This is a genomic window from Paenibacillus sp. FSL R7-0216, assembly GCF_037969915.1.
GTDB classification, from domain to species: Bacteria; Bacillota; Bacilli; order Paenibacillales; family Paenibacillaceae; genus Fontibacillus; species Fontibacillus rhizolycopersici.
Genome location: NZ_CP150222.1, coordinates 1,012,689 through 1,034,793, shown reverse-complemented (window position 1 = coordinate 1,034,793; position 22,105 = coordinate 1,012,689). Strand labels below are relative to the sequence as shown.

Genomic DNA, 22,105 nt, shown 5'->3' with positions numbered 1-22,105 from the left:
AGGGAGCAATAGAAACAGCATCCCGGTAATCTCTGCTTGGTATCTGGAGTCAAACCTATCTTATCATGGTAGGCCAACCCATTTGTGAAATATAAAGAAAACTTTAAGCCTGCGCTAAAAATGTTCGCCTCTAGGCACGCAAGTAACAAAATAGAGGGGCTTGCCGCCCCTCTTTACGATTTAGCCTTCATTTCTAGTTGATAAACTGTAAGGTTTGAAGCATCCGCTTCAGCATCACCACAGCTTCTGCGCGGCTTGCATTCTCTTTAGGCGAGAAGGTGGTAGCCGTTCTGCCGTTAATCACGCCTGCATCTACAGATTGAGCGATGGCATCTTTAGCCCAACTGCTGACGAGTGGACTGTCAGTAAATACGGGCAGGACCTTTGCATCGGCAGCTGGCTGTTGGCCTGCGAAGCTCATAGCATGAGCAATCATCACCGCCATTTCCTCACGGGTAATATTGGCGTTTGGTTTAAAGGTGCCATCTTCAAAACCATCAACAAATCCTGCTTTGGCTGCTGCATTGACCGCTCCTGCGAACCAATCTGAAGGTTTCACATCCGGGAATTTAGAAGTGTTGTCTTCCGAGATCCCCATTGCACGTACTAAGAGCGATGCAAATTCAGCGCGGGTAATTTGACTTTCCGGTGCAAAACGATCATCCGATACTCCTTCAACCACCAGTTTGGATGCAAGCAATTCTACATCTGCTTTGGCCCAGTGTCCGATCAAATCGTCGAAGGTTTTGGTATATTCAATAACGGCGTAAATACTGTTGCCATTACGCTTAAGCGTCGCTACAGTTTTCCCGTTATTCGTTTCAAAGGTAGCCGGAACGAACGAAAATGCACCCGTACCTGGATTGTATAGGACACCCGTTGCATTGTTTGAAGTTGGGGCTAAATGGATTGTTCTGGTTACATAGGTGTTTCCGAAATCACTTATCGATGTTGATTGGCCAGTTGTTGGTGATTCTACTGTTACATTAAAGTCCACCGGATCAGAAATCGGTTGTAGTCCGGATTGTTTCGCTGCCCTTTCAATTTCCGCAGCGGTCGCACCGGTAACTTTATCAATGGTAATATTGATATTAAGGTCTTCCGCTTCTGCTCCCATATTCTTCGCGATAGCCGGAATATCGAGAACTTCTGCAGGAAGATCGTAAGTCACGCTATCAGATTGTACAGAAATCACAGCGGATGGAACTTGGGCTTGGATACCGGCAACCACTGTGGCGTTAAGCTGAAAATTCGTTGACTCCGTGTTACCAGGTACTTGAATCACAACTTTCGGCGTGCCTGAAGCTGATTTCATCGCATCCATCGCTTTTTGCAAATCAACCGGATCAACGGTGATCTTCGAAACGGATTTACCGTCTGCGGTCTGCTCTATTGTAGAGGTAACCTTTAATATAACCGTACTGTTATTGTCATCAGTTCGCTTGGTTGAACCGTCTTCTACTCCTGGTGGTTTCGGGATTAGGACCGGACTGTTATTTTCACCGGATGGATTGGATGAATCGTCTTTTGATCCTGGCTGTGTGGGTCCAACAACGGTCGCAGCCGGCCTCGCGCTCACTTCGTTGGAATTGGCGCTTTACAATCCTGGATTCACCGCATTGACTACATAGTAGTAGGTCGTTCCGTTGGCTGCTGTTGTATCTGTGTAGGTCGTTGCTGCTATATTGGCTGCTATTGTAGTGTAAGAACCACCTAACGTTGTGCTGCGCTTCACGTTATAGGACCCCGCACCCGTTACTGAGTTCCATGCAAGACTCACTTTTGCATCACCTGCTGTTGCCGTCAAGCCTGTTGGTGCGGCAGGTGTCGCTGGAGCAGTGGTAAACGTATAGGTATATTCACTTGAAGATTCTATCGAGTTACTAGCAATCAATGAGAAGGTATAGCTTGTATTCGGGGATAGCCCTGTAAGCCCATAAGTAACAGCAGTCACACTCTGCTCAAAATCCTCACCGTCCGATAAGTGGTATTCCGTGGCAGTAGGAATTTCATTCCACACTAATGTTGCAGTCGTAGCTGTTACAGCCTCTGCTCTCAAGTTCACGACCGAAGCATCCGGCCAAGAACTTCCGGTTGTGAATTCGATTTCAGCCGCAGGCGAATTCTGGAGGAGATTGGATGCAACCACTTCAACGTTATAGGTAGTATTCGCTGTTAAATCATTCATCAAATAAGGACTGCTCTCTGCTCTTCCTGCATAAACGCCATCGACAGAAATATAATATTCTATTGCATATGGATGTCCTACCCAATGGATTTCTGCACTATTCGTTGTTACATTCAAGACCCTTAGATTAGCTGGAGGCGCTATAATTAAGGGTTCCGTGGTAAACTCATACTCTTCTAATTGGAAGGTCCCGCCATCCGCATCCTTGTAAAATAGAATCGCTGTTTGTGCCAGGTTAGGGTTCAAACCTGTCACATCATGACGGAACTTATTTGGCGTAAAGTCAAAGAGTGCCGTCCCGTTAAGTTGTAATGAATAACTTACTGCTCCATCAATGGGGTCCCATTCTAAAGTAGCTGTCGTATCCGTTATATGAATTGCTTCAAACCTGGGATCCTCACCCGTGGAGGCTGCGACATTCCTGTCACCTGACGAAAAAAACATACTAAACATCGTGAAAATGATAAGACTAGAAAATAATCTTTTCATGAAAATTCTCCCAACAATTATTTTCCTATATCTTAGCATAGTAGAATTGCCCATTTAGGAAACCTAAAGAAAACTTTAAGTTTGCTCTTGCAAGGTGCTTTGGCAACCAAGTTCAATGAACCGTTCCAGACATGGAGTCGCGGAACCCATTCACATATTTGCTCATTTCCTTATACTGCGTCCAATGTAAATAGTGCTCTCCTTCTAGAACTACGAGTTGATTCATATTTACATGTTGCAATTGGGTTTGATAGAAACTGATTTTTGATTTGCCAAATACATTGTCTTCCTTAGGAGTAAAGATCATAACAGGCAGATCCGACGGTAATGTCATATTCTTGGTTTTATCCACGTTATTCTTTAACTCGTTCATTTCGGCAACTACATTTTTGTTGTAGGTTTTCCAGGCAGAGATCGCCTTTGTTATTCTGAGGTTTTCTTCTGTATAAGTTCCCTTCTCTGCATGCGGCAGAACTTCATTGGGTTGGAAGTATACCATGAATCTTGCAATACCCGATGGCGCCAGATAGCTCATATAGTTAGGCATCGTAGGAAAAGCAGATTCACCGAAATACTCCATCATTTGAGGTAAGGTAGAATCTATGCCTATGATAGCTTTCACCTCATCAGGATACCGATTGGCATAATACATACTATAAATTCCGGAAATGGAATGAGGCATCAAGATATAAGGGCCTTTGATGTTGGATTGTTGCAATGCAGCCCTTGTTTCCTCTACGATGTTCTCCACCGTTCGCCCCCTGTTGGTTGTCTCGCTCCATCCATATCCGAACGCCTCTACGACGACCACCTTATTTGTCTTTGACAATTCATTAATCAAAGGCTCAAAATCCATTGCGGGTGCTGGAGTTCCAAGTCCGCTTAGTAAAACGATCGTATTTTCCCCTTCTCCCTTTGTATAAACATGCATTTGCTTACCCTCTACTTCAACGAATTCCCCTCTTGCCGGATATTTTTGTTGTTCATACTTCGTCATCACAAGATGGATCATGAACCAAACCACACATACGGTTACGATAGCGAAAAGAATATTCCTTACTACTTTCCAAAATTTAAACCTCTTTCTGTTTTTCATTGGTTTAACCTCTCCCTTCATCGTTAGTTAAATGATATCTAGTGGAACTTTCCTTTTTCTTAATCAATTCTTATAAAAAACTTACTTTTTAGGTAATCAAAAAGCGACGCAAGGAAGGTATCCCTACGCCGCTATGACTCACCAACCCTAACTCACAAGGACAAGTTCAGGCCTTTGATTCGCATTGTTAGTCGATTTAATCGTAATTTTCGCTGTGTCCATCGCCAGATGAATTGCCTTCAAAAATGAAGGAGACATACTCATTCTGTGCACGTTTCAATTGATCCTTCACATAATCAGTAACGACAAATTCCTTCCATTTCCCAGACTCAAAATGATTTTCTTCCTCACCTGTAAGGGGGATAGCGATCGAACCATCAGGAAATGCATCCGTATCATCCGTCCAATCAACCGTATCCGTACCATATAACTTAACAGATGGCGTATTCAATGTACCCGTTACATACACCCTTAAGGTTGCTCTTCGGATCTCCTTCACCTGAGGGGGCAATTCAAATCGGAGCGCCGTTCTTGACTTTCCATGAGGCAATGATCCGATATAATTTACAGATGTATTGCCCACTTGAATTCCACCTGCATAATTTGTGCCAAAGTCATCAAGCTTATCGAAGTCGGCACGGATCGTAACTTCCTTCGCAGAAGCATCTTTATCAGAGAAGGATAAAAGTCTAATCATCTTTATTAACATACCCGCCCCCCCGAAACCTACAAGACTCGTCAAAGATCTCCACTATACTATCACGGTAGACTTGCCGATTTGGGAAACTCAAAGAAATCTTTAAGTTTGTGCTTGCATCGCACCTCACTCATATGGGGGGCATCATCGAGTATCATCCTTTATTTGTACGTGTCCTTCCCGTCGTCACCTTCTGTCTTCTTGAATGCATGGAAGCGATACATAGAAGATCGACCCCGTTTCGCCGTCGCTCTCCGCTCGAACCGTCCCTCCGTGTGCTTGCACGATCTCCCTGCAAATCGCCAGCCCGAGCCCGCTTCCCTCTACTCCATTTTCCATGCCCGGTCGATCAACCCTGTAATTGCGATTGAAGATTTGCTCAAGCTGCTCTGGCGGGATACCCATTCCAGTGTCTTGCACACTAATGATTGCATAGCGGATCTCATTCACCTCTTTCACGGCTAGTGCAATACGTACCGCACCACCTCTAGAGGAGAACTTCATTGCGTTCGACACCAGATTGAACAATACCTGCTCCAGTCTTTGCGCATCAAGCTCTACAACAGAAGAGCCAGGTCCTTGGTCTTCCGCAACTCCGACATCCAGCATGAAATTAAGCCCCGCGTCACGCACAACTAGCTCATATTGTTCATAAAACCCACGCAAGAAGTGAACGATATGGACCGGCTCCATTCGGTACGAGACTTGTCCTGTCTCCAAATGCGATAAGAAGGACAACTCCTCGATCATGCGGTTAATCCTTATCGTGTTATCCCGGATATATTTCAAGTACTGTTCATCGCGTTCCGGCTTGACCCTATCCCGCACAGCTTCGACATACCCAAGCATGCTGGACAGCGGCAAACGCAGATCATGCGTAATATAGGCAAGGAGCTTTTTTCTCCCTTGCTCGGATAGAAGCAACTGGTCATACGATGAGCGGAGATCATCATGAGCTACGGATAAGGCTTGCGTACGCTCCTGCACGGTCTGTTCCAAATTCATATTCATTTCGGTCAACTTGTTGTTCGCGTCCTGTAATTGACGTGCAATCCTTTCTTCGTTAGTTGCCGCCCTCGTAAATCTGGAAGAAAGCAGAAACATCTGCGCGATCGTAAACACCAACAAACCCAGCGGAGAAGTGTTCCCGATGGGTGACCATTCATTGAAATATAGAAAATCATTGATGACCGTAACCAAAGCAACCATCGACACCAATAGGAAAAGTAGCGCTCCCTCCATACGCCGTACCGCCGATTGAACCAGCCCAACCATCAGATACACCATGTGCAGAACAACGACCACACCGATTACCGTTAATAATTTGGTATAAAAAAGTGCAGGGGATACCGCAACAACTAGACAGAGTGCACCCGTTACGATTTCCGAGCCAAGACGAAACCATCGCGACACGGAATTCGGAAAAATGCTATTCGAGTACTTGGTGATAATATACCCCCCGCTGCAAAGGGTCAGGTACTCTATCTTGAATTGAATTTCCCATGGAAACGCCGGCCACAATTGGGTAAGCAAGTGCTCGCCAACCAGCAAGGATCGGATGCCAAACAACAAGGTGAACAACCCAAAATACAAGGGAGCCCTGTCTTTGCGTCGTAGTACGAACAGTAGCAGGTGATAGATGCCAATCAACAGCAGGCTTGCGGTCACGAACATTTCACCCGCGATGTTCAGATGGGTCTTGACCGTTAGCACATCACTGCCGCCCAACTCGATAAACTTGGTGATGCCGCCTCGTTTATGATGAAAGTTGGATACTTGCATCACCAGTTCCACCGTGTCATTTTCGGGCTGGAAGAACACCAGCCGCGTTGCGAGTTGCGGTGTCACACTGCGCTTGTCCTGACCAACGACACCGACTTCGGCCAGCAGCTCGCCATTCACCCACAATTTATACGCATGAAAAATGGTCGGCAGCCGCAGAGCAAGCCGCTCGTTTCGATCCTGCTCGCTAAGCTGGATGACCAGCCGATAGGTTGCAAACCCTGTACCGTTCAGCTGCTGGTCATCTAGCCGATAGCCCAGCCAGGAGCTTGGGATATGGATCCAGCGGCCATGACTTCCGTCCCTGGCTAAGCGATTCTGTATGTCCTCAGGCGACAGCAACTCTTGCCAATAGAACTCCCACTCCCCATTTAACTTTTGCGGATTCTCACTGATGCGAACCTGCGTTAAATCTAGAATGCCTTCTTCACTTTGAAATTTTGGGGAATCCGGCGCAGGGATGACGGCATAACTTGCCACCAAACCAACAACAATGGCAGCAGCTACATAAAGCAAAATCTTTCGTGAACCGAATCGAAGAATACCCCTCATGACGAATCCGACCCCAATCTACAAAATGCGACATAAACATGCTAATTATTTAGATCATAACATCATTATAGGAAAATGTACCCTGCGAATATCTGCGGAGGATAAAATGGACGCATCACTGCGATCGGCTCACCAAAACCGCCTCGATTTCAGCTGTTGGCATCGGTTTAAAGAAATAATACCCCTGGATTTCGTCACAATCGTATTGATTGAAAAAATCAAATTGCGACTTGCTTTCGACGCCTTCGGCGATCACGCTCAGCTTCAAGTTTTTTGCGAGTTGAATGATCGTTTTTGCGATCGCTTCGTCTTCATTCCCTTGTAATATGCCGCGTACAAACTGCATGTCTATTTTGATCCGATCTACAGGCAATGTCTTCAATCGGCTCAAAGAGGAATAACCGGATCCAAAATCGTCGATGGAGAGGGTGACTCCGAGTTCCTTCAAACGATGAAGCACTTGAATAATCGCATCTTCCCCATCTGCTGCTGTACTTTCAGTGACTTCAAGCTCCAAGTACTTCGATTCCAGCCCCGTTTCACGAAGCGTTCTGTCTACAATACGATACAGATTCCGATCCTGGAATTGGACCATCGAGAGATTCACTGCCATACGGACAGGCGGCAACCCCATCTCCTGCCACACCTTGTTCTGCCGACATGCGGTCTCTAGAACCCACTGTCCAATCGGAATAATGAGCCCCGTTTTCTCTGCTAAAGGAATAAAGGTAGCTGGCGAAATCAACCCTAACTCTGGGTTATTCCAACGAACTAAAGCTTCAAGACCTACAATTTCTTGGGTTTGAACATTCACCTGAGGCTGATAGTAGAGAACAAATTCATTTCGATCCAAGGCCCTGTAAAGACTGTTTGTCAGCTGCGTTTTTTGCAGCACTTCCTCTTTCATGGCCGAAGAACATAAAGTAAATTGATTCTTCCCTCTTTCTTTCGAAGCGTACATTGCCAGATCGGCATTTCGAATCAACTCTTCTGTACTTTCGCCATCAGTAGGATATAATGCGATACCTGCACTAGCTGTAATGAAGAACTCCTGATCTTTGACGATCACAGGCTGAGAGATCGTCTTCATGATCGTATCCGTGATGGCAAGAATATCTTCTACTCGTTCCCTTTCGGCAAGTTGGATCAGGAATTCATCTCCGCCAAAACGCGATACCATGTCCTGCGGTCGCAAACATCCGGATAGCCGGTGGGTCACCTGTTTCAGCATCTCATCTCCGCCCAGATGGCCGATGGTATCGTTCACGGTTTTAAATGAATCCAAATCAATAAAAAGAACTCCCACGCGTTTACCGGTTTCATTCGCATGTTGAAGAGTCTGCTCCAACTGTTTCTTGAACAAAGTGTGATTGGGAAACCCGGTCAAGGCGTCATAATACGCCATGTGGCTTATTTCTTTTTCAGCTTCCACTTTGACCAGTGCGTCGGACAATATATTTGACAGTATTCTCAGCAATTCCTGATGGGTTCTCCCCCAGATTTTTGCCTCTTTAACCGATGCGAAGAACAACATACCTAGAATTTTGCCTTTATTGGTTACCGTCATGGACACCAACGATTTCAAATGATGAGCGTGGAACATCTCTTTTTCCGCACAAGCCTCTGATGGCAGCATGTCCCCATTCGTAACATTCACCACATTCGTCCTTAGCATCTCGTTCATCCACCAAGGAAAAGACTCGCCACGCAACTCGGGAATACGGTCTGCCGTGGATTCGATCCCTTCGCTGCACCATTCATGGATCTTCTGACCTTCAGATAAATGGATGAAATACGTCCGATCGACATGAAAAAACTTTCCGCTCAGCTCTAGCAGGTCGTCGATTTTCTCATCCAAATCCGATTCGGTGACCTTAACAAAATTACCCGAAAATCGAGAGACCATCTTCTGAAACCGGATCTGCTCTTCATTTTCTTCAAGCCGCTTGATATAGACTCGGTTGACGAAATAGGCTAACCAAAGTGTGATGCATAAGATGCCAATTCTCGTCAGATAATCCGAACCGTCAACCTGGACGAGGGACTTCGGAATTCTCACCCAAATATAGACTTGCATAACCAAGATCGAAATCCCGATCCAAAAAATCATCAAACGTTTGTTAAACAGCACCGAGAGCATGATCACAATAAATGGGGCAGCCCATACGGTAATACTGGCCGTCTCGATAAAGTTAACCGAGATTAGAAGGATGGACATGAGCATAATCAGAACAAAACTATACTCTTTAATGCCCTCGTGAATAGGTAGAGATTTAATGAGGATCAATACAGCTCCTACGGCGAACAGGAAACTACTGAATAATAATATCGTGTTGAGATGGGGAAGCTTCTGGTTGAAAAAATACTGTGACGCGAAATTCAACATGCCTCCAAGGATGCACACGAATGACATTATTTTGATAAATCGATTCATATTCACTTCGCTTAAGATTTTTCCGGGTTCAACCCGATCGCTTTTTTCTTGCCCCATAAGGCCATACCGTTGGATTGCATAGAAAATTGCTGTGGTCGGTAAAAGTACGATCACGGGTGCCAACTGAGGAATCGTATAAGAAGTATAGGTATTCACAATCATATCTGTCACCGTGCCCAAGATCATAGCGACGATATAGGAGGACATGAACAGATACGCCTGCTTTTTTTTCACCCGGTCTGTTGTCCGCTTCCCCCAATTCCAGAGTAGCAACAATCCCACCGTCGTATATAAAACATAGTACAGGTTAAAATACCAATCCCCCCAGCTGTTCGCTGAAACGTTCACCCAGCCTACTGGAGTCTGAACTAGGGTGTACTGTCCCTTAGCCGCATCACTCAAACCAAATGCCAAAACGTTCACCAACGCGGGCAGGTACAAGAGCACATACAGCCATTTTTTCTTCAGCAGGGCTTTCCTTTCCGTCACGATGAGATAAAAATTCAGGAGGATGCTATATACGGTTCCCCAACCGATGGATGCCAGCCTGCGCCAAAAGAGAGCGATCTCCGCATCCTGCGCTGAATTGGCGATGGAGAAACAAAATGCCCATACAGCAAGAGCTATACAGGCAACAAAATATAGGCGATTTAACATCCTCTTCGCGTTGAGAGAAATCGTATAAATCCCCATCATAAAATAAATAGCAAAAGCGATGAAAAAGATTAGCGAATAAACATAGGGTAATGACATGATGGATCCCTCCACAAATTCTGTCCGATGTAAGTCTGTCTAAGGGAAACCTACTAAAATGAATCTATACCTATATTTCGGCAAAAATATATATTCCGATTACATCGGTAGTTTGAATGATCCGTGTCCGCATAAAAAAACCTCCACCGCGTGATAGGTAGAGGTGATAGGATAGGCTTCGGCTCACGATCGAGCGTCGTGCGAGCCTTGAGACTCACGGCTTCAAATCCATTGTCAACAAGCGGCAACCGAAGATCCTCAATCCAATAGTGACCCGCCTCACTATTCAACCCGTCATCCCGGATTATACTGACAATTAATTTGTTGAATGGAGAGGGATACCCATGAATAAAAATGATCTGCCTCTAGTCTACTCCTGCTCCGGATGTTCCTCGGCTGCTCAAACCGCTAACCAAGTTGCGATTAAAATGGATCGGGAAATGATCGCCGAAATGTCCTGCATTGCTGGTGTCGGAGGTGACGTAAAGCCGCTAGTGAGAACAGCAAAGTCCGGACGTGACATCATTGCCATTGACGGTTGCCCGTTGGCCTGCTGCAAAAGCTGTTTAGCCAGGCATGACGTCCAACCCAAGCATCATTTTGATTTATCAAAATTCGATGTGCCCAAGCGTCTTGGAGAAGATCCCAATCCCCAGCATGTTCAGAATGCCTATCATCTGATTCTCGAACGGATCAAGTAACAACAAAAATCAAAATTGCTCGTCCTCTAGGCCATCTCTAGTCATTCGCGGGGATCAACCTTCACAAGGTATTGCGCCGCAATTCATAGAAATACTGGACAATCGGATGCTTTAACTTCATCTTCTCGGACATATTCAAGATCCGCTTCTTTCCAACTCTTTTGTCCACTAAAGCTAGAATATTCAATAAGATATCATTGCTCTCCAGACTCTCCTCTATAGGAGTAGTCAAAAATGTATTAGCCACAACGTTGAAATTCGATTTACTTAATGCAGCCTGTGCGGACAAAAGCTCTTTTGCATGTTCCGTACTTTTTTTGCTTCTGGCTATGACGATTAAGCGATCCTCCGGCACTTTCCCCTTGGTATCTTTTCTGACCGCTTCCATTTCGTCACTGCTTATAGGAACTTGGAATTCCGGATCATTCTTGATCTCCAGCTCGGTTTGATACCATCGGATCAAGTTCGTTTTATCTCTCATATTGAGTACGTTCTTTTTATTTACCGTGATATAACATGTACCTGATTTATCAGGTAAATAGCGGTAAGCGGGGGCTCGGTATTCGACCCTGCCAATTAACGCTGGACTGAGAAAACCCTCCAGTTGTTGCTTCAATTTACTCCAAGACATGATTTTCTAACTCCTCTGATTCTCTAAAGACGATTTTTGTTCCTCTTTATCTGTCGAAACACGAATATATATTGCGCATCTCATGAATTACGCAACCCCCTCACTATGAGATGTGTTGGCGTTGCTATCATTATACTGGAAATGCGAGAGTTGTTCTTGATCAAATTATTACAAGTGGTCCCCCTAAAAGGATCTATGTTGGGAACAAATACCCCCGAGCCATATCGTCCCTTCCCATTAAAAACAGAGAAAAGAGCCGAGGAAAAGCAGGAGTGAATCCCTGAGTTTTTCGCGACTCTTAGGTAGACTATTTAGGATTAATGTAAACTTGGCACACTCCGAATGCACCGTTGAGGTGGGCTGTATCGAGTTAATACAGCGTATTCACGAACCACCCGTTTTCCTGTGTTGGCACAGCCATTTGCATCGATGACTGGTACATCGCGAATTGCTGCATCTGGCGAGCCTTCGAGTTCAGCAAGCTGCTTGCCGGGACTTCATTGTATCTTTCCACTGCTGATGATAAACGGTCAGCTAGACCATAGTTGCCGCTAATCGCTTTCGTTGTTTGCTCGAAATTTGAGCTTAAGCTCTTCCTAAGCTGCTCTTCATCCAGTTTGATAGTACCATCACCGTTACGATGAATACCGATTCGCTCATAGGTAGATGAGCTGACTAACGATTCCATGCTTTTTCGGACAGACGAATTCATAACTCCACCGGCTTCTTTCAAACGCTCATGCATCGAATTGTAACTCGACACCAAATCTTTAACTTGCGCGATGATTTTGCCTTCGTCCGGTTTGATTTGAATGTTCACAGCTTCCATCGATGGAGCGATTAGTGTCGCCGTAGCTTTGCCCTTTTCCAGATCAATCGTGTTCGACTGCGAGGTTTGAGTAGCGCCGCCATTCACGCTGTAGGAAGCATTCGAAGCTAGTTGCGTAACATACTGAACGCCGGTTGTCGACATCGCGTTGCCGGTAACATCTTCAACCCTGAAAGCCTGATCTACTCCTGTCTTGTCGCTGCTTAACTCAAGCTTCTTATTGCCTGTTTTATCATCCGTTACAATATGGGCGGTTACACCCGTCTTCGCTGTATTGACCGCATCTTTCAGCTTGGTCAGTGCTTGATCGTTCGTATCGTTATCCGAGATGGCAGCCGATACCTTCGTTGTCTTGCCGCCTATCGTAATGTTGAACTGATTCATGCCCTTGCTTACAACGGAATGGTCTACTTTAGACAGAAATGTTCCACTGTTCGTTTGAGAAGTCGCGATCGCATTCACGTTAAGTTCATAAGTTTTGCTCGCAGCTCCGGCCAATGCAGTTGCGGTAACCTTCTTGCTATCTGATGATTCCGCCATCCTTGTTTGGAAAAGTGAATTTTCCTTCTGCATTAACTTTTGTGCCGATGCTTGCATATCCTGCGCAGATTTCATAAAATTCGCAATCCCGGTTGCCGCTGTCTTGATATATTGCTCATATGATTTGCTCTTCGAAACGAACTTCGAGAATAGCGATGGGTTCGCACCCAGACTATCGGAAGCTTGGAAACTCAAAGACGTCGTTCTGCTAACCGGATTCATCAAGTTATACGAGTTAATCGATAACGCCATCCATCTACCCCTCCATACTGTCGCAAAATATTAATGATCATCTCTGCTTCAACCTAAGTTGGCTATGGTTTCACCCCCGCAATTTACGAGGTGCGCAGCTTCTTGCCCTGCACGCATATACCATCCCCTTAACAGCCAGCGATTCTTCGTCAGAAGCCTGTAAATATTACCAGTAATATATCATAATAGATTGTTCCTTATATGGAACATAAAGAAAACTTTAAGTTCGAATTTATAAGTAAGGGCAATAACGAAACAAGCACGATTCCAGTAAACGAAGCCAGTTCGGCCGACTTTACTGTTATTATCTAAACCTAACACTTATTCTAAGACTCACAGCTAAACAGCCTGCTCCGATGGGAGCAGGCTGTTTAGCTAGCTTTGTACTGTTTAAGGTTGATGTACTTCATCGCAATCTCTATATCATAAATACCGGGGCTCCAAACTGGTCTGACATAAAGTTCACATCGATGTTTTCGTTACTGTCTGCAGCCACTTATAACCACCGAATTTCGTCTACGTTAGTTGGGGAGATGCCGGCATACTCTACGACGCTCCAGGAAATTGTTCCCGAACTTCATCACCGTCACCTTCTCTTAACAATAGGAGTTGTAACCAATATATGCCTTTTCTCATTAATAACAGGATCTTCACTAACCAAAGGGGTATTTTGATGGATCTGGTTTTTGCCAGTTCTCCATTCATCCCTTCCCCAACTCGTCTTTATTTGATTTTTAGCACAGGTTTATTATGAATATCAGGGGTTTATTAGAGTTCAACAAAATCCCTCACCAACAACGCCACACTCTCCACATGCACTGTATGCGGGAACATATCCACCGGAGTAACTTCTACCGTCCGATACCCGCCGTCCTCCAGGAGGCGCAGGTCGCGGGCCAGGGTCGCGGGATTGCACGACACGTACACGACCCGCTCAGGCTTCATTTCGAGGATGGTGTCCAGCAGGCGCGGGTCGCAGCCTTTGCGCGGCGGGTCGACGACGATGACGTCGGCTTCGATGCCCTGTTCTTTCCAGGCCGGGATGACGTCTTCCGAGGCCCCCACCTCAAAGGTGACGTGGCTCATGCCGTTCAGTTCGGCGTTGACGCGGGCGTCCTCGATCGCTTCTTTGACGATCTCCACACCATACACCCGTTTGGCATGCTGCGCCAGGAACAGGGAGATGGTGCCGATACCGCAGTAGGCATCAATGACCGTCTCTTGGCCGGATAGACCGGCGTATTCCACGGTTTTGCCATAGAGAACTTCCGTCTGGAGCGGGTTCACTTGGTAAAAAGAACGCGCCGAAATCGCAAATTTCACGTCGCCGATAGAATCAAAGATCACTTCGCGCCCCCATAGGACGCGAGTTACGTCGCCGAAGATGACATTCGTCTGCCGCGTATTGACGTTCTGGCAGATACTGACGACGGACGGCATCTCCTCACGGATCGCGGCGATCCACTCCTCTTCATGGGGGATCCGGTCGCCGTTCGTAACCAGCACCAGCATCATTTCGCCGGTGCGGAAGCCGACCTTCACCACGACATGACGAAGCAGGCCACGGCCCGTCTCTTCGTCGTAGGCGGTGATGCCGAGGCGGCGGCCGATCGCTTTGACGCGGCTAACGACGTCATCATTGCTCTCGTGCTGGATGAGGCATGTCTCCATGTCGACGATGCGATGGCTGCCGCGGGCATAGAAGCCGCCGACCAACGCGCCGTCGGTGATGCCGACGGGCACCTGCGCCTTGTTGCGGTAGCGCCAAGGCTCGGCCATGCCGAGCGTCGGCCGCACGACGACGGCATGGTCGCCGTCCGCAGGCGCGCCCTCCGCTACGCGCAGCTTGCCGATCCGCTCCAGCGCGTCGACGACGTGCTGCCGCTTCCACGCGAGCTGCGCATCGTAGCCGAAGTGCTGCAGCTGGCAGCCGCCGCACTTGTCGTAGATCGGACAAGGCGGAGTCACCCTGTCCGCACTTGCCTCAACCACATCCAGCAGTTTGGCGTAACCATACTGCTTTTTCGTCTTCAGCACCTTGACCCGGGCTTTCTCGCCCGGCAAGGCGCCAGCCACAAACAGCGTATAGCCCTCGGCCCGGCCGACGCCTTCGCCGTCGTGGTTCATCCCGATGATGTCAATCACGACTTCATCGTTTTTCGCTACGGGAAGGCCGGCGATCACCGCATCGGCCACTGCCGCACGCCCCCGCGATTTAAGACTGCCTCCGGCTTCGCCTCGCCCAGCGCGACCGCTTCGATCGCCACTAGCCAAGTTTTCTTTTCCTCGGGCTCCACCCATCCGACCGCCACCGGGACGACCGTTGTTACTCCGTTGCTTCTTCATCATGTTCTCCTTCTATGTTCAACTGAACCGGTTCCTCAAATTTGCTTCCATCCAACGTAGTCCTACCTATATACTTTAACCCCCGCCATCGAGGGAAGAACGCCTGTTCATCGTTCTTGTAGCTCCTATAGTTCCTGTAGCGCTCTGAAACTAACTAACTGTAAATCCTCCATCTAATTTACCCCGTTTGGCCCGATTTCGCAAAAATAACTGGAAATCCTACACTTCATTCGACGCATCCAACCCCTTCTCGCCTAAAACCCCGATATTAACTGTACGATTTCCATCTCATTCTCGCCCGGCTCGTCTTCTCCATAAAATAACTGTAGAATTTCCACTTCGTTTGTTTCGAACCCCCATGCGAGACTCCTTAGCTCATCCCATGGGATCCCATATAACTCGCCGTACAGAGTTCAGTTTACGTTATCCTTGGTCATTACCTTCGTGCACGTCCCACCCAAGCCAAATCCCCCGCCAACCCGGCGGGGGATCGTCTCAACCATCTTTAATCTTTAATCTCTTCCCTCATTCACCCTCAGCAAAAATCCGCAAATGCTGCGGCAAAATCTCGAACACGCCGGGCAATTCGCCGCCCAGCTCGCCGTCGAGATTGAGCAGTACGCGGCCGGGCGAGGTCACTTCCATGCGCCGCGTCTTGAAGTGGACGACGTGCGAGTCGCCCAAGTGATCGCCTCGTAGCGCCATCGTCACCAGGCGGATGAATTCCGCCAGATTGCACTTCTTGACGGCGATCACGTCGAACAGTCCGTCGTCGATGCGTGCACCCGGCGCAAGCTTCTCGAAGCCGCCCACCGAATTGCTGTTGGCGATCAGGAACAGCATGAACTCGCCTTCCATCGTCTCGTAGCCTTCCGCATCGATGATCAGCGTGGTTGGCGAGAGGCTGGCCATCTTCTCGATGCCCTTCATGTAGTAGGCCAGTTGCCCGATCATCGTCTTGAGCCGGCTAGGCACCTCGTAAGTCAGCTCAGTGAGCGAGCCGCCGCCGGCGATGTTGATGAAATGCCGGCCGTTCACCCGGCCGATGTCAATCGGTCTCGTTTGATTCTCGATGACCAAGTCGCAATAATCCTCCCAGCGCCGGGAGATTCCCATAGCGCGAGCGAAATCGTTCGTCGTGCCCAGCGGGAACACCCCTAGCGGCGGCAAGTTGCTCTTCCCGGCCATGCCGTTGACGACCTCATTCAGCGTCCCGTCGCCGCCGGCCGCGATAATGATGTCGTATCCGCGTTCCACCGCCAGAGCAGCTTCACGCGTCGCATCGCCTTCCCCGGTCGTCGCATGGCACGACGTTTCGATGCCGCCCTGGTCCAGTCGCTCCAGCACGTCCGGCAGAAGGCGCCGCATCTCTTCTCTTCCCGAGGTTGGATTATAAATCAACCTAGCTCTTTTCATTCTACAAACGCCACCTGACCTCAAAATGTCAACATGTCAATGATCCCATTATATTCAATATTTGCTGCGACATCCAGCGAGCCGCCAAAGGATGGGGCAACAAGGCATCCCCCGAATACCGATGCGGCAACCCCTCCAGCCGCGACGGGATCGTCACCTTCGTAAAATATCCGGCGCTTAAGAAGAGCGGCGCGATGATCACATCCATCCCCCGCTGCTCCGACCAATACTGCACCTTCGAACGGATGTTGTCCGGATTTAGCAGCGCGTAATCAGCCCCGCCCGCTAACCCGGCGAGTTCTCCGCATTGTGCTGCCAACGAAGCGATGCCGCGTTCCCACCGCTGTAAAAATCCTGGGTGCCCGCTGCCATGTCCTACGAGTAGCAGCACTTCGCGCTCCGGTTGCAACGACAGCCTCTTCACCTTGTCCCATACCATCTTGGCGACGAGCGGCCCCTCATCGATAGGATCGCCAAAAAACACCCGAGCGGAAACCCGAAAACGTTCCAGATCGGTTTCCTTCTCCGGCGTATCCTTCACGCCAAGCGCATAAGCAATCTCATCGATATGTGTGCTCCCAGAGGAAACGAACAAGGGAATGACGATCATGTCCGTCACTCCCTGAGATTCCAGCCGATCGATGCCATTCTGAATCAGGCGGCCTTCCACGGTTTCGAGAAAAGCGCAGGCCAGCGGAAGTCCGGCAGGCAAATCACCCGCCGCTTCCGATACTGCCGCCTCCACGAGGGCCACCCAATGCTCGTCCGGGGAACCGTGGCTGATCACCAGCACGCCCGGTTTCCGGGAGAGCTCCGCTTGAAGAGCCTCCCGGCCAGCATCCGGCACCATCGACCGTGCTTGTATTTCCTTGGTCATAGGCTTAACGCCCTAAACGATCCAGCGCCATTTTGTAGCCGTCGTTGCCGTAGTTCAGGCAGCGCTTCACCCGCGAAATCGTCGCCGTGCTCGCGCCGGTTTCCGCTTCAATCTGGTTGTATGTGTTGCCTTTGCCCAACATACGGGCCACTTCCAGACGTTGCGACAAAGACTGGATTTCATTTACGGTACACAGGTCATCAAAAAAAACGTAACATTCCTCGATGTCTTTTAACGTTAAGATGGCTTCGAATAATTGATCGATCGTTTTGTCGTTTAACTTCTTCAGTTGCACTGAATTATCATCCCCTACCGTTACTGTAACCACAACCTCATTGTACCCGAGTGGCGTACTCCTTTTCAAGCATTAACGGTTTCACGCATCACAGAAAGAACGCCCAAAATCCGCGAACGCCCACCAGAACCGGGACATTCGTCCATACGCAAGACCCGGCGGGCACATACAGTATAGTAATACAAACGCCTAGCTAGGGAAAATAACGCCGACTCCAATGAGCGGGTCCCCTGCGGCGTATACCGCTCCAAACCTAGGTCTTGTCTCGGATGGGCGGACAAGAAGGAAACGGGCCTTCATCGTCTGCCTGCCCGACAAAATATCCGAAAAGGAAAGTGATACCATGCCCCAAAACTATGATTCACGCCAAGGTCCGGTGCCCCCGTTCTATCCGTACACCCATTACTACCCGGGGGTGAATCCGTACGAAATCAAAGCGGAGGCTTCCTCGCTGGTCCCTTACTCCCCGCCGTCCCCCACACCAACCCAAGCGCCGGCCGCCGCAACGCCGAAATCCGGCGGCGGATTATCGCTGCCCAGTTTAGGTGACCTGAAAGGAATCGTCGACCGGATGGGCGGGATCGACGGCATCTTGGCCACGATGGGCCAAGTGCAAAAGGTGATGCAAACCGTGCAGCAGTTCGCCCCGATGGCGAAGTTGTTCACCGCTTTATTGCCCGGAGGCAAAGGCAAATCCGGTGGCGGTAGAACCGGCCGGATGGACGATTCCCGGCCACGCCGTAGCAAATCGACCCGCAAGAAGAGCGGAAGCCGTACCGGAACCAGCCGCAGCGGAAAACGCTCGTCGACCGGGAAATCCGGCAAATCGGGTAAGCGCCGCCGTTAACTCGGCGGCGGCTTTACTTTCAGCAACACGCTCGCGAGTCAACTTACTTAAACCAGCCCCGTTTACTAAACCAGAGAATCATCCAGCCGCCAAGCGCGGCCATCAGCCCGATGACGGCAAAGTACCCGTATTTCCACTGTAGCTCCGGCATATTAATGAAGTTCATCCCGTAAATGCCGGCGATCAGCGTCAGCGGCATAAAGACGGTGGTGATAACCGTTAACGTCTTCATGATGCCGTTCATCCGATTGGAATTCAGCGAAATATAGGAGTCGCGTAAATCCGCGGTCATTTCCCGATCAGCATCGATCATCTCCGACAATTTGAGCAGATGGTCGTAGATGTCCGCATAATAAGCCCGCGGCTCCTTGTCCCCTTGGACATGCTGCGAATTCAGGATGCGGTACATGAGGTCACGCATCGGCACGATCGTCCGGCGCAACTTGAGCAGCCGGCTGCGCAGGTCGAATACCTGGTTCATCAACTGCTCGACCGACTCGCTGCTGCCTTTACTCTCCAATTCATCAAGTTCATCTTCAATTGAATATACGCAAGGGAAATAATGGTCCACCAGACTGTCGATTACCATGTAGGCCGCTGAATATGGCCCGTGCACCCAGACCTTACGGTCATGAGCCCGTTTCAGCATACTGTTCCACGCTTCATCCATTTCGTCCAGCCGTCGCTGGTGAAACGAAACCAGACAGTCATCTCCGATAAACAGATCCACTTCTACGGTATCCAGCGTTTGTTCATCGATCGCATGCAGCACCAGAAATTGAAAATCTTCATAATAGTCCATTTTCGGCCGTTGCAGCACATGCAAGCAATCCTCGATCGCCAGCGGATGGAAATGAAAAAAACTCGCGAGTACCTCGGCTTCCTCCGACGTAGGAGCGTCCAAATCAACCCAGGTCCACACGAACTGCCCGTCTTTGATCCGCTCCAACGGAAGGTCCGTCAAAACCTGATGGTCCCGCGTCATCCCCATGACCCTGATCATAATACGCCGCCTCCTCAAAAAAAGCCAATCCTCGGCAGATTGGCTTTCGTCGTTATTCCTAAAATAGTGGCCCGGCTGAATTCAAGATTCGATGTCGAGTCCACTTCTTGTCCAGCTTCGTGATCAAAAGACGACTTTTTGAACTTCCTCTTAAATATAGGTTCAAAAATTCGGCTTTTCAGCACCAAGAAGGTTGGATGAAGCTAGGGCCTGAGTAGCGGAGCGTAGACAGATCTACGTGAGCAACGGAAGGCCCGGCTGAATTCAAGATTCGATGTCGAGTCCACTTCTTGTCCAACTTCGTGATCAAAAGACGACTTTTTGAACTTCCTCTTAAATATAGGTTCAAAAATTCGGCTTTTCAGCACCAAGAAGGTTGGATGAAGCTAGGGCCTGAGTAGCGGAGCGTAGACAGATCTACGTGAGCAACGGAAGGCCCGGCTGCATTCAAGATTCGATGTCGAGTCCACTTCTTGTCCAGCTTCGTGATCAAAAGACGACTTTTTGAACTTCCTCTTAGAAGAGCAGCTTGTAGATGGCTCCGGCCATGATAAACACGATCGGGATCGTAATCACCCAAGCGATGACGATACGTCCGGCCATCGACCAACGTACGGCGGAGAACCGTTTAGCCGAACCTACACCGAGGATCGCCGACGTAATCGCATGCGTCGTACTGACCGGTAAATGGAACAATGTCGCTCCAAAGATAACGGATGCGGCCGAAATATCCGCAGCGAAACCGTTGATCGGCTCGATTTTGAAAATTTTCGTCCCCATCGTTTTGATGATCTTCCAGCCGCCGATTGAGGTTCCCAGCGCCATCGCTGTTGCTGCGGCGAGCTTAACCCAAAGCGGCACTTCCATATGATCCTGGAAGTCGGCCGTCACCAAGGCGAATGTGATAATCCCCATGGCTTTCTGCGCATCGTTCGTACCATGCGTGAAGCTTTGCAGCGCAGCAGTCACAATCTGCAGCGAACGAAAGCCTTTATTTACGGTATGCGGGCTGCGTCTGGCAAAGATCCACTTTAAAACCAACATGACGATGTAACCAATGGCGAAAGCGATCAGCGGAGAGAAGACCAGACCTTCAACGATCGTCGTAAACCCACTCCAGTTGAGCTTGTCCGGTCCTGCGCCAACATACACGGCCCCAGCCAAGGAGCCGATCAGTGCATGGGAAGAAGACGACGGTATCCCAAACCACCACGTAATTAAGTTCCAAATGATTGCCGACAGCAAGGTAGCGATCAAGACTTCCAGACCGTTATCCAGCTTTGCTGGATCGGCCACGCTGCCCCCGATTGTTTTGGCGACGCCGGTAAACAAGATCGCGCCCAGAAAGTTCATCACGGCTGCCATCATAATCGCCGTCCGCGGCTTCAACGCGCGCGTTGAGACCGAGGTCGCGATCGCATTGGCCGTATCATGGAAGCCATTGATGAAGTCGAACCCCAGCGCCAGCACGATAACGATAAGAATAATCAGTAAACTCGTATCCATAGCTTTTTTGCACAGATGGTGTTCTCTATGTAAATCCGCGCAATTCTAACCTCCCGAATATCAAATATAGAGTGAAGTTCTTAAGAATTACGCATGATGATGGATTCCAGCATGTTGGCTACCTTTTCGCAGGCATCCGTTGTCGTTTCCAATCGTTCGTAGATCTCTTTCTTCTTGATTAGCTCGATCGGATCCGTCACCTTCATGAACAGTTCCTTGATGCAGATGCGCAGCAACTCATCGCCTTGATTCTCCAGATCGTTCAGACGGATCGTATATTCACGAATCGCAAGCAGCTTTTTCTGGGAAAGCAAATGGATCGCCTTTTGGATTTCATATGCCGAATTGCGCAGAATTTCCGCGAACCGGGCGATATATTCGTCAGGCTCGGTCAAATGATACATGAAGAATCGAGAAGTCGAAGCTTCCAACCCGTCAATCACATCGTCCAGCGCCGTGATTAGATGCATGATGTCGTCCCGTTCAATGGGGGTAATGAACGTTTTGTTCAATTCTACGATGATTCTATGGGTGTATTCATCGCATTTGGATTCGTATTCCTTCATCTTCTTGGCGAACGCTTCAACGTCCTTGAATTCCGCCACTTGCTGGGCAAAATAATCAGCCGAATGCACGATCGTATCCGCCATATCCTCTAACGTCTGGAAAAAGATATCTTTCTTCTTCACTCGCATCAGTATCCCCTTTTCTCTCCATAAGGTATTTCTTACGGTCGTTTTTACACAACCTTGAATATCTTATCACAACTGCTTAACAGATAGGAAATAATGTCGCAAACATTTCACGATCATGTGCTTATAATTCCCCTTATTCTGTCAGAGTTATCCTTCCATCGCCTTAAAAATACAAG

The 22,105-nt window shown here is 48.6% G+C and carries 17 protein-coding genes; 2 read left to right on the top strand and 15 right to left on the bottom strand.

All coding sequences use genetic code 11. The features are described 5' to 3' along the window. Positions 1-193: 193 nt before the first annotated feature. The 6 genes from MKZ15_RS04390 to MKZ15_RS04365 form a co-directional block, all read right to left on the bottom strand. Entirely contained in the window at positions 194-1,579 is a 1,386-nt protein-coding gene (locus tag MKZ15_RS04390; RefSeq protein ID WP_339820112.1) for an S-layer homology domain-containing protein, read from the bottom strand. Positions 1,580-1,597: 18 nt separating this feature from the next. Further along, positions 1,598-2,677 (bottom strand): fibronectin type III domain-containing protein, encoded by a 1,080-nt coding sequence (locus tag MKZ15_RS04385; protein ID WP_339820109.1) that lies wholly within the window; start codon positions 2,675-2,677, stop codon positions 1,598-1,600. Between the two features lie 112 nt (positions 2,678-2,789). Then, complete coding sequence (locus MKZ15_RS04380; RefSeq protein WP_339820107.1) at positions 2,790-3,773, bottom strand: alpha/beta hydrolase; 984 nt, start codon at positions 3,771-3,773, stop codon at positions 2,790-2,792. Between the two features lie 196 nt (positions 3,774-3,969). Next, the gene (locus MKZ15_RS04375) at positions 3,970-4,482 is read right to left on the bottom strand and encodes a hypothetical protein (RefSeq protein ID WP_339820106.1); all 513 of its coding nucleotides are present in this window, start codon (positions 4,480-4,482) and stop codon (positions 3,970-3,972) included. Positions 4,483-4,656: 174 nt separating this feature from the next. Then, positions 4,657-6,804, bottom strand: a complete 2,148-nt coding sequence (locus tag MKZ15_RS04370; RefSeq protein WP_339820104.1) for an ATP-binding protein — start codon at positions 6,802-6,804, stop codon at positions 4,657-4,659. A 115-nt stretch (positions 6,805-6,919) separates the two neighbouring features. Next, on the bottom strand, positions 6,920-9,991 hold the full coding sequence (locus tag MKZ15_RS04365) for an EAL domain-containing protein (RefSeq protein ID WP_339820103.1): 3,072 nt from the start codon (positions 9,989-9,991) through the stop codon (positions 6,920-6,922). A gap of 344 nt (positions 9,992-10,335) precedes the next feature. Between MKZ15_RS04365 and MKZ15_RS04360 the strand changes: the two genes are divergently transcribed. Continuing rightward, positions 10,336-10,692, top strand: a complete 357-nt coding sequence (locus MKZ15_RS04360) for a putative zinc-binding protein (protein ID WP_155606583.1) — start codon at positions 10,336-10,338, stop codon at positions 10,690-10,692. A gap of 61 nt (positions 10,693-10,753) precedes the next feature. Here the strand turns inward: MKZ15_RS04360 and MKZ15_RS04355 are convergent, their stop codons facing one another. The 6 genes from MKZ15_RS04355 to MKZ15_RS04330 form a co-directional block, all read right to left on the bottom strand. Then, positions 10,754-11,323, bottom strand: a complete 570-nt coding sequence (locus tag MKZ15_RS04355; protein ID WP_339820100.1) for a hypothetical protein — start codon at positions 11,321-11,323, stop codon at positions 10,754-10,756. A gap of 370 nt (positions 11,324-11,693) precedes the next feature. Then, a complete protein-coding gene (fliD, locus tag MKZ15_RS04350; RefSeq protein ID WP_339820097.1) occupies positions 11,694-12,944 on the bottom strand; it encodes a flagellar filament capping protein FliD in 1,251 nt (416 codons plus the stop codon). A 768-nt stretch (positions 12,945-13,712) separates the two neighbouring features. Next, a complete protein-coding gene (gene rlmD, locus MKZ15_RS04345; protein WP_339822284.1) occupies positions 13,713-15,128 on the bottom strand; it encodes a 23S rRNA (uracil(1939)-C(5))-methyltransferase RlmD in 1,416 nt (471 codons plus the stop codon). A gap of 687 nt (positions 15,129-15,815) precedes the next feature. Then, complete coding sequence (locus MKZ15_RS04340) at positions 15,816-16,706, bottom strand: diacylglycerol kinase (protein ID WP_193415723.1); 891 nt, start codon at positions 16,704-16,706, stop codon at positions 15,816-15,818. A 28-nt stretch (positions 16,707-16,734) separates the two neighbouring features. Then, a complete protein-coding gene (locus MKZ15_RS04335; protein WP_339822281.1) occupies positions 16,735-17,556 on the bottom strand; it encodes a CbiX/SirB N-terminal domain-containing protein in 822 nt (273 codons plus the stop codon). A gap of 31 nt (positions 17,557-17,587) precedes the next feature. Next, entirely contained in the window at positions 17,588-17,878 is a 291-nt protein-coding gene (locus MKZ15_RS04330) for a YerC/YecD family TrpR-related protein (RefSeq protein ID WP_059047100.1), read from the bottom strand. A 343-nt stretch (positions 17,879-18,221) separates the two neighbouring features. Between MKZ15_RS04330 and MKZ15_RS04325 the strand changes: the two genes are divergently transcribed. Next, positions 18,222-18,725 carry a hypothetical protein gene (locus tag MKZ15_RS04325; RefSeq protein ID WP_193415724.1) on the top strand — a complete coding sequence of 168 codons (504 nt, stop codon included), beginning with the start codon at positions 18,222-18,224 and terminating at the stop codon, positions 18,723-18,725. A 43-nt stretch (positions 18,726-18,768) separates the two neighbouring features. On the opposite strand, the gene corA is transcribed toward MKZ15_RS04325, so the two are convergent. From corA to MKZ15_RS04310, 3 genes are all read right to left on the bottom strand, one after another. Further along, on the bottom strand, positions 18,769-19,728 hold the full coding sequence (corA, locus tag MKZ15_RS04320) for a magnesium/cobalt transporter CorA (protein WP_193415725.1): 960 nt from the start codon (positions 19,726-19,728) through the stop codon (positions 18,769-18,771). Positions 19,729-20,244: 516 nt separating this feature from the next. Further along, positions 20,245-21,234, bottom strand: a complete 990-nt coding sequence (locus MKZ15_RS04315) for an inorganic phosphate transporter (RefSeq protein WP_155606668.1) — start codon at positions 21,232-21,234, stop codon at positions 20,245-20,247. 80 nt (positions 21,235-21,314) lie between these two features. Next, positions 21,315-21,929, bottom strand: coding sequence for a DUF47 family protein (locus MKZ15_RS04310; RefSeq protein WP_155606669.1), 615 nt, complete (start codon positions 21,927-21,929; stop codon positions 21,315-21,317). Between the last annotated feature and the right edge of the window lie 176 nt (positions 21,930-22,105).